The sequence below is a fragment of the Pseudomonas sp. PvP100 genome, assembly GCF_017833055.1.
GTDB lineage: Bacteria > Pseudomonadota > Gammaproteobacteria > Pseudomonadales > Pseudomonadaceae > Aquipseudomonas > Aquipseudomonas syringae.
Window position 1 is genome coordinate 5,999,279 of sequence record NZ_JAFIBO010000001.1, and the last position, 8,970, is coordinate 6,008,248.

At 58.6% G+C, this 8,970-nt stretch carries 8 protein-coding genes; 6 read left to right on the plus strand and 2 right to left on the minus strand.

Features of this window, described 5'->3' with window-relative positions; all coding sequences use genetic code 11:
• Positions 1-127 precede the first annotated feature (127 nt).
• Positions 128-4,024 carry a phosphoribosylformylglycinamidine synthase gene (gene purL, locus JOE39_RS26200; protein ID WP_004403160.1) on the plus strand — a complete coding sequence of 1,299 codons (3,897 nt, stop codon included), beginning with the start codon at positions 128-130 and terminating at the stop codon, positions 4,022-4,024.
• A gap of 5 nt (positions 4,025-4,029) precedes the next feature.
• On the plus strand, positions 4,030-4,341 hold the full coding sequence (locus tag JOE39_RS26205; RefSeq protein ID WP_004403161.1) for a YqfO family protein: 312 nt from the start codon (positions 4,030-4,032) through the stop codon (positions 4,339-4,341).
• Between the two features lie 150 nt (positions 4,342-4,491).
• On the opposite strand, the gene JOE39_RS26210 is transcribed toward JOE39_RS26205, so the two are convergent.
• Positions 4,492-5,055, minus strand: a complete 564-nt coding sequence (locus tag JOE39_RS26210) for a L,D-transpeptidase family protein (protein ID WP_003314209.1) — start codon at positions 5,053-5,055, stop codon at positions 4,492-4,494.
• A 62-nt stretch (positions 5,056-5,117) separates the two neighbouring features.
• Positions 5,118-5,669: an NUDIX hydrolase gene (locus tag JOE39_RS26215; RefSeq protein ID WP_024662088.1), complete on the minus strand. Its 552-nt coding sequence runs from the start codon at positions 5,667-5,669 to the stop codon at positions 5,118-5,120.
• Positions 5,670-5,819: 150 nt separating this feature from the next.
• On the opposite strand from JOE39_RS26215, the gene JOE39_RS26220 reads away from it, so the two are divergent.
• From JOE39_RS26220 to JOE39_RS26235, 4 genes are all read left to right on the plus strand, one after another.
• Positions 5,820-6,416, plus strand: a complete 597-nt coding sequence (locus JOE39_RS26220) for a CoA pyrophosphatase (RefSeq protein ID WP_003339685.1) — start codon at positions 5,820-5,822, stop codon at positions 6,414-6,416.
• A gap of 69 nt (positions 6,417-6,485) precedes the next feature.
• Positions 6,486-7,010 (plus strand): gamma carbonic anhydrase family protein, encoded by a 525-nt coding sequence (locus JOE39_RS26225; protein WP_210078073.1) that lies wholly within the window; start codon positions 6,486-6,488, stop codon positions 7,008-7,010.
• Positions 7,010-7,228 (plus strand): DUF1289 domain-containing protein, encoded by a 219-nt coding sequence (locus tag JOE39_RS26230; RefSeq protein ID WP_003415455.1) that lies wholly within the window; start codon positions 7,010-7,012, stop codon positions 7,226-7,228. Before JOE39_RS26225 ends, JOE39_RS26230 begins: the two co-directional genes overlap by 1 nt.
• 1,166 nt (positions 7,229-8,394) lie before the next feature.
• Positions 8,395-8,970, plus strand: a 576-nt coding sequence (locus tag JOE39_RS26235) for a transposase (protein ID WP_210080218.1), incomplete at its 3' end; no start/stop codon positions are given.

Consider the following 8,970-nt stretch of genomic DNA (forward strand, 5'->3'; position numbering starts at 1 on the left):
CCGGAGTTTTTTTGCCTGGGGCGACATTCGGGCGCAGCGGATGCCGCCGTTTTGGGTGATCAAATGCCCGGTTTAGGCTAGAATATGCGGCCTCAAAGCACACCCCCTTCTCGAGGCTGTCCCGAAGATGTTGATCCTGCGCGGTGCTCCTGCCCTTTCTGCTTTCCGCCACAGCAAATTACTAGAACAACTGAAACAAAAAGTTTCAGCTGTCAGTGGCTTGTACGCCGAATTCGCTCACTTCGCTGACGTCAACGACGTTCTGACCAGCGAAGAACAGCAGGTTCTCGACCGTCTCCTGAAATACGGCCCCAGCGTGCCGGTTCAAGAGCCGAGCGGCCGTCTGTTTCTGGTGTTGCCGCGTTTTGGCACCATTTCACCCTGGTCGAGCAAGGCCAGCGACATCGCTCGCAATTGCGGCCTGAGCAAAATCCAGCGCCTCGAGCGCGGGATTGCCTTCTATGTAGAAGGCCAGTTCAACGAGACCGAGGCTCAGGTAATCGCCGACAGCCTGCACGACCGCATGACGCAACTGGTATTGGGCGACCTCGAGCAGGCTGCCAACCTGTTCAGCCACGCCCAGCCCAAGCCGCTGACCGCGGTGGACATTCTGGGTGGCGGCCGCGCGGCGCTGGAAAAAGCCAACGTCGAGCTGGGCCTGGCTCTCGCCGAAGATGAAATCGATTACCTGATCACCAGCTTCAATGGTCTGGGGCGCAACCCGCACGACATCGAGCTGATGATGTTTGCCCAGGCGAACTCCGAGCACTGCCGCCACAAGATTTTCAACGCCAGTTGGGACATCGACGGCCAGAGCCAGGAAAAAAGCCTGTTCGGCATGATCAAGAACACCTACCAGATGCACAGCGAAGGCGTGCTGTCCGCTTACAAGGACAACGCTTCGGTGATCGTCGGCAACGTCGCCGGTCGCTTCTTCCCGGACCCTGAAACCCGTCAGTACGGCGCGGTTCAGGAGCCGGTGCATATTCTGATGAAGGTCGAGACCCACAACCACCCGACCGCCATTGCGCCGTTTCCTGGCGCGGCGACTGGCTCCGGCGGCGAGATTCGCGACGAAGGTGCGACCGGTCGCGGTGCCAAGCCCAAGGCGGGGCTGACCGGTTTCACCGTCTCCAACCTGCAGATCCCCGGTTTCGTACAGCCTTGGGAAGTGCCGTACGGCAAGCCCGAGCGCATCGTGACTGCGCTGGACATCATGATTGAAGGCCCGCTGGGTGGCGCGGCGTTCAACAACGAATTCGGTCGCCCGGCGCTGACCGGCTATTTCCGTACCTTCGAGCAGTCCATCACTACGCCGCACGGTGACGAGGTTCGTGGTTACCACAAGCCGATCATGCTGGCGGGCGGTATGGGCAATATCCGCGAAGATCACGTCCAGAAGGGCGAGATCACTGTAGGTTCCAAGCTGATCGTGTTGGGTGGCCCGGCGATGCTGATCGGCCTGGGTGGCGGGGCGGCTTCCTCAATGGCGACCGGCACCAGTTCTGCAGACCTGGATTTCGCTTCGGTTCAGCGTGAAAACCCCGAGATGGAGCGTCGTTGCCAGGAAGTCATCGACCGCTGCTGGCAGTTGGGCGACCGTAACCCGATCAGCTTCATCCACGACGTGGGTGCCGGTGGTCTGTCCAACGCCTTCCCCGAACTGGTCAACGATGGCGACCGCGGCGGACGTTTCGAACTGCGTAACGTACCGAATGACGAGCCGGGCATGGCCCCGCTGGAAATCTGGAGCAACGAATCCCAGGAACGTTACGTGCTGGCCGTGGGCGTCGAAGACTTCGAGCGCTTCAAGGCTATCTGCGAGCGCGAGCGCTGCCCGTTTGCGGTTGTCGGCGAAGCCACTGCAGAGCCGCAACTGACCGTCACCGACAGTCATTTCGGTAACAGTCCGGTAGACATGCCGCTGGAAGTCCTGCTGGGCAAGGCGCCGCGCATGCACCGCTCGGTCGCCAGAGAAGAAGAGATCGGCGATGATTTCGACCCGAGCACGCTGGACATCGAAGAAAGTGTGCAGCGCGTATTGCGCCACCCGGCCGTCGCCAGCAAAAGCTTCCTGATCACCATCGGTGACCGCAGCATTACCGGCCTGGTTGCTCGCGATCAGATGGTCGGTCCATGGCAGGTGCCTGTGGCTGACTGCGCCGTCACCGCCACCAGCTTCGACGTCAACACCGGCGAAGCCATGGCGATGGGCGAGCGGACTCCGCTGGCGTTGCTGGATGCTCCGGCTTCGGGCCGTATGGCGATCGGCGAAACGCTGACCAACATCGCGGCCTCGCGTATTGAAAAGCTTTCTGACATCAAACTGTCGGCCAACTGGATGTCGGCGGCTGGTCACCCTGGAGAAGACGCGCGTCTTTATGACACCGTGAAAGCGGTCGGCATGGAGCTGTGTCCGGAACTGGGGATCACCATTCCAGTGGGCAAGGACTCGATGTCCATGAAGACCCGCTGGAGCGACGAGGGCACCGAAAAGAGCGTGACCTCGCCGCTGTCATTGATCGTGACGGGCTTTGCGCCAGTGGTCGACATCCGTCAGACCCTGACGCCCGAGCTGCGCATGGACAAGGGCATCACCGACCTGATCCTGATAGATCTGGGGCGTGGCCAGAACCGCATGGGCGCCTCGATTCTTGCGCAGACTCACGGCAAGCTCGGCCGCGTCGCTCCGGACGTCGACGACGCTGAAGACCTCAAGGCCTTCTTCGCGGTGATTCAGGGCCTCAATTCCGACGGTCATATCCTGTCCTATCACGACCGTTCCGACGGTGGTCTGCTGGTCAGCACGCTGGAAATGGCTTTCGCCGGTCACTGCGGTCTGAACCTGCACCTCGACGGTGTTGCCGACAACGTCTCCGAACTGAGCGCGATCCTCTTCAACGAAGAACTGGGCGCGGTCATCCAGGTACGTCAGGACGCTACTCCACTGGTGCTGGCGCAATTCAGCGCGGCTGGTCTGGAAGACTGCGTGGCAGTGATCGGTCAGCCGATCAACAACGATGAAGTGTCGATCAGCTTCCATGGCGAGCCGGTATTCAGTGGCCAGCGCCGTCTGTTGCAACGTCAGTGGGCCGAGACCAGCTATCAGATCCAGCGCCTGCGTGACAACGCCGAATGCGCGGATCAGGAATTCGATGCGCTGCTGGAAGAAGACAACCCGGGCCTGACCGTCAAGCTGGGCTTCGACGTCAATGAAGATATCGCCGCGCCGTACATCAAGACGGGTGTTCGTCCTCAGGTTGCCGTTCTGCGCGAGCAGGGTGTCAACGGTCAGGTCGAGATGGCGGCAGCCTTTGATCGTGCCGGCTTCAACGCAATCGACGTGCACATGAGCGATATCCTTGCTGGTCGTGTCGACCTGAACGACTTCAAGGGTATGGTCGCCTGCGGTGGCTTCTCTTACGGTGACGTACTGGGCGCCGGCGAAGGCTGGGCCAAGTCGGCATTGTTCAACAGCCGCGCGCGTGATGCATTCCAGGGCTTCTTCGAGCGCTCCGACAGCTTCACGCTTGGCGTGTGCAACGGTTGCCAGATGCTGTCCAACCTGCACGAGCTGATTCCGGGCAGCGAGTTCTGGCCGCATTTCGTGCGTAACCGCTCCGAGCAGTTCGAAGCGCGCGTGGCCATGGTTCAGGTTCAGGAGTCGGCGTCGATTTTCCTGCAGGGCATGGCCGGTTCGCGCATGCCGATCGCCATCGCGCATGGCGAAGGGCACGCGGAGTTCCGCAATGACGACGCACTGCTCGAGGCGGACGTGTCCGGCACCGTGGCACTGCGCTTTGTCGATAACCACGGCAAGGTCACTGAAACCTACCCGGCCAACCCGAATGGCTCGCCACGCGGTATCGGCGGCATGACCACCCTCGACGGTCGTGTGACCATCATGATGCCGCACCCGGAGCGTGTATTCCGTGCCGTGCAGAACTCGTGGCGTCCCGAGGACTGGAACGAGGACGCTGCCTGGATGCGCATGTTCCGCAACGCGCGGGCCTGGGTTAACTAAGGCGCGTGTACAAGCTCGCCTTCTTCGTTCCACCGAGCCATGTGGACGAGGTCAAGAACGCCATATTCGCTGCTGGTGCAGGGCGAATCGGCGCTTACGATCACTGCTCGTGGCAAGTGCTCGGCCAGGGTCAGTTCCGCCCGCTGGATGGCAGTCAGCCATTTATCGGGCAGGGCGGTGTGGTCGAGTCGGTGGAAGAGTGGAAGGTTGAGCTTGTTGTCGCTGACGAGCTGATTCAGCACGTGGTGGTGGCGCTCAAGCAGAGCCATCCTTACGAAACGCCTGCTTATGAAGTCTGGCGGCTGGCAGAGTTCTGAAGCTGGACGCAGAGCGTCCGGAAATGCGTCACCACGCTGGAGCGTGGGGACGATAATCATCCTGTAACTATCGTGCCAATGCTACGCACTCAGACTTGTACATAAATCTTGTGGGAGCGAGCTTGCTCGCGAATGCGCAACGCCGCACATTCAAGGTCGAATTTCGATCATCGTCCCGTCTTTCACCAGATCCCATATTTCCCGCATGTCGTTGTTCTTCAGCGCAATGCAGCCGTTGGTCCAGTCCAGCGTGTGGAAATACCATTCCGGATACTCTTCATCCACCGGTGTGCCATGAAGCATGATCATGCTGCCCGGTTTCACGCCCTCGGAGCGTGCGCGTGCCGAGTCCGAGACATTCGGGTAGGAAATGTGCATCGACAGGTTGTAGTTATTGCTGGGTTTGCGCCAGTCGAGCCAGTAGAAACCTTCCGGCGTGCGCTGGTCGCCTTCCTGCAGCTTGGTGCCCTTGGGGTTCTTGCCCAGCGAGATTCGGTAGGTCTTCAAGGCCTCACCACCGCTGATCAACTGCAATTGGCGCGCTGACTTGAGCACCAGCACCTTATCGATCGGCTTGCTGGCGATACTCTCGGTATTGATGACCTTGTTATTGATGATTTTCTGTTCGCTGCCCTTGGGCACGATGGTTTGAGTAAACGCGGCCTGCGAAAGCGGCATGAACGACATGCAAAAGAGGGCGAGCAACCAGCGCATTACAATTTCCCTGAAGATACTTCTTTGACAAAAAGCGCCGATGTTGTGTGCGACCCTGGCGTTCAGGTGTGCAGCAACGGACGTGACGGGGGAAGGGCGCTGGTGTGAACCGGGTAGGCCTGGCGACGCCGATCCGCGAAGAAGTATTCTAGGGTACGCCCGACTGTCATGAAAGCCAGGTCCGACCATGGAATGTCTGCTTCGTCGAATAACTGCACCTCCAGGCTCTCGATGCCTGCGGCGAATGCCTCATTCGCCATCTCTCCACGATAGAACACATGCACCTGATTGATATGCGGCACGTCGATCAAGGTGTACAGATGCAGTTCGCTCAGGGTGGCGCAGGCTTCCTCCATGGTTTCGCGCCGTGCAGCCTGTTCGATGGTTTCGCCGTTTTCCATGAAACCCGCCGGCAGCGTCCAGAAACCCAGACGCGGCTCGATGGCCCTGCGACACAGCAGCACTTTGCCGCCCAGCGTCACCAGACAGCCCGCAACGATGTTCGGGTTCTGGTAATGAACGGTGTGGCAATGCTCGCAGACATAGCGCAAACGGCTGTCGCCTTCGGGAATGCGCTGGATAACAGGGTTGCCGCACTGGCTGCAAAATTTCATGGGATCAGTCGATAGTGAACGCAGTCGCTATCTTGGCCTGTCGTGCAGCGGCTCGGCAACCCTCTGTGTGACAGGAGTTGTCCTACAAGGGCTTGGGCGCAGCGTTGCTTTGGTGCATGATGCCAGACAGGCAACAGATCGAGATTTCCCATGCTGGATGAGCTACTTCGCCGTGTAGTCAGGCACACGCCAGAAACCCTCGACTCGGATCGACAATTCCCCGAGGCGGCTGTTCTGGTGCCGATTACCCGCAGCGAGCAACCCGAGCTGATTCTGACCCTGCGCGCCAGTGGCCTGTCGACGCATGGCGGTGAGGTGGCGTTTCCGGGTGGCCGGCGCGACCCCGGCGACCCCGATCTGATTTTCACTGCGTTGCGCGAAGCCGAGGAGGAAATCGGCCTGCCTCCCGGGCTGGTCGAGGTGATCGGGCCATTGAGTCCACTGATCTCCAAGCACGGTATCAAGGTCACGCCTTACGTGGGGGTGATACCTGACTTCGTCGAATACCAGCCCAATGACGGCGAGATCGCTGCAGTATTCAGCGTGCCGCTGGAATTCTTTCGTCAGGACACGCGCGAGCATACTCACCGCATCGATTACGAGGGTCGCAGCTGGTACGTGCCCAGTTACCGTTACGGTGAATACAAGATCTGGGGGCTTACCGCGATCATGATCGTCGAGCTGGTCAACGTGCTGTACGACACCAGAATCAGCCTGCATCATCCGCCCGAACGGTCGACGATCTGAGCCGCTGGCACCTTAACCGTCACTGTTTATAGTTCGTCCCCATGAGTACGACCCGCCCGAGGAGGCTGCATGAAATTTCGCCTGGGAGAATCCCGTGTCCAGACCGATCCGCAGAGCTGGGTGGCTCCCAATGCAACGCTGATCGGCAATGTCAGGCTCGAGGCCGGCGCAAGTGTGTGGTTCAACGCGGTATTGCGGGGCGACAACGAGCTGATTCACATTGGTGAAAACAGTAATGTGCAGGACGGTACAGTCATGCACACCGACATGGGGTCGCCGCTGAGTATCGGCAAAGGCGTGACCATCGGCCACAACGCCATGCTGCATGGCTGCAGCGTTGATGATTACAGCCTGATCGGTATCAATGCGGTCATCCTCAACGGGGCGAAGATCGGCAAATACTGCATCATCGGCGCCAATTCGCTGATCGGGGAAAACAAGGTCATTCCTGATGGCTCGCTGGTCATGGGCACACCGGGTAAAGTGGTGCGCGAACTCACCGACGTGCAGAAGAAGATGCTGGAAGCCAGCGCAGCCCATTACGTACACATTGCCCAGCGTTACGCCCGTGACCTGGCGGTGCAGGAAGAGTGATGAGCACTGATACCCCGATCGAAAAACCGGTCCGTTCCCCATGTGTAAGTATTTGTGCACTGGATGAGCAGGATATATGCACCGGTTGCCAGCGAACCGTCACCGAAATCACCCGCTGGAGCCGCATGAGCAACGACGAGCGCCGTGTGGTGCTCGGCCTCTGTGACGAGCGCGCCCGAGCCAGCGGCCTGATGTGGACAGTGGGCGAAGCACGCTGATGTTCCGATGGCCTTGTAGCCGCGAACTTGTTCGCGAAGGAGTCGATGCATTTCCTGCGTCAGGAATGGCGCTTTCGCGAACAAGTTCGCTCCTGCAGATTATCCGCGAGCTTTTGTAGGAGCGAACTTGTTCGCGAAGAGGGTGGTGCAGTCGATGCATTTCCTGCGTCAGGAATAGCGCTTTCGCGAACAAGTTCGCTCCTGCAGGTTATCCGCGAGCTTTTGTAGAAGCGAACTTGTTCGCGAAGAGGGCGGTGCAGTCGATGCATTTCCTGCGTCAGGAATAGCGCTTTCGCGAACAAGTTCGCTCCTACAGGTTATCCGCGAGCTTTTGTAGGAGCGAACTTGTTCGCGAAGAGGGCGGTGCAGTCGATGCATTTCCTGCGTCAGGAATGGCGCTTTCGCGAACAAGTTCGCTCCTGCAGGTTATCCGTGAGCTTTTGTAGAGGCGAACTTGTTCGCGAAGAGGGCGGTGCAGTCGATGCATTTCCTGCGTCAGGAATAGCGCTTTCGCGAACAAGTTCTCCTGCAGGTTATCCGCGAGCTTTTGTAGGAGCGAACTTGTTCGCGAAAAGGGCGGTGCAGTCGATGCATTTCCTGCGTCAGGAATAGCGCTTTCGCGAACAAGTTCGCTCCTACAGGTTATCCGCGAGCTTTTGTAGGAGCGAACTTGTTCGCGAAGAGGGCGGTGCAGTCGATGCATTTCCTGCGTCAGGAATAGCGCTTTCGCGAACAAGTTCGCTCCTACAGGTTATCCGCGAGCTTTTGTAGAGGCGAACTTGTTCGCGAAGAGGGCGGTGCAGTCGATGCATTTCCTGCGTCAGAAATAGCGCTTTCGCGAACAAGTTCGCTCCTGCAGGTTATCCGCGAGCTTTTGTAGAGGCGAACTTGTTCGCGAAGAGGGCGGTGCAGTCGATGCATTTCCTGCGTCAGGAATAGCGCTTTCGCGAACAAGTTCGCTTGTATGGTAAGACTTGAAGGGAGGAGGAGGGACTTAGTTCGCTTCTGACTGTTCGCGCAGTACAGACCCGTAGGAGATTTCACCCCTCCTCCTTTCACCCAAGCGCCGATAAAGAATGCTTAAGGCTCACAACCTACGATAGAAACAAGCCTGCGCCTCTGGGTGGCCCCTTCAAGTCTGTAAACCTTATCCCCGAGGAGGCGTTATGGCAATGCGGGTTACTCTGGAAAAACCGATCATCGGTGTAGATGTCGCCAAGAATGAGCTGGTGATCTACCACGATCAATATGATCGACTTGAGGCAATCCCCAATACCAAAGTCGCCATCACCCAATGGCTGAAGGCCTTGGCGAGCAGCTGCGCCATCGCCATCGAAGCCACTAACGTCTATCACGTCCTGCTCGCGGATGCCGCCCACGAAGCAGGCTGTGACGTTTATATGGTGGATGGCTATCAGCTCAGTCATTACCGTAAAGGCGTCAACATACGCGCCAAAACCGATGCCCAAGATGCTCGTTTGTTGGCCCGATACCTGAAAAACGAACTTGATGAGTTGCGGCCCTGGATACCTGCGAGCCCGCTTTATCGGCAGCTTCTGAGCCTGTTCCGACGTCGTGCAGCCTTGGTTCAGGCTCGTACTGGCCTGGTACAAAGCTGGACCAACGAGCCTTTTCTGAGAACAGCGTTCGCCAATCAGGTCAACTCGATGAAACGATTTGAGGCGCTCGTTGAAAAGAAGATTCGCGATGTACTGCAGGAAGCCGGGCTGATGAGGCAGTCA

What these genes read in the sequence shown, in the direction of transcription:
- JOE39_RS26225 (WP_210078073.1), top strand. Translation starts at nt 6,486, where the DNA reads ATGAAATTTCGCCTGGGAGAATCCCGTGTCCAGACCGATCCGCAGAGC.
- JOE39_RS26230 (WP_003415455.1), top strand. Translation starts at nt 7,010, where the DNA reads ATGAGCACTGATACCCCGATCGAAAAACCGGTCCGTTCCCCATGTGTA.
- purL (WP_004403160.1), top strand. Translation starts at nt 128, where the DNA reads ATGTTGATCCTGCGCGGTGCTCCTGCCCTTTCTGCTTTCCGCCACAGC.
- JOE39_RS26220 (WP_003339685.1), top strand. Translation starts at nt 5,820, where the DNA reads ATGCTGGATGAGCTACTTCGCCGTGTAGTCAGGCACACGCCAGAAACC.
- JOE39_RS26210 (WP_003314209.1), bottom strand. Translation starts at nt 5,055, where the DNA reads ATGCGCTGGTTGCTCGCCCTCTTTTGCATGTCGTTCATGCCGCTTTCG.
- JOE39_RS26215 (WP_024662088.1), bottom strand. Translation starts at nt 5,669, where the DNA reads ATGAAATTTTGCAGCCAGTGCGGCAACCCTGTTATCCAGCGCATTCCC.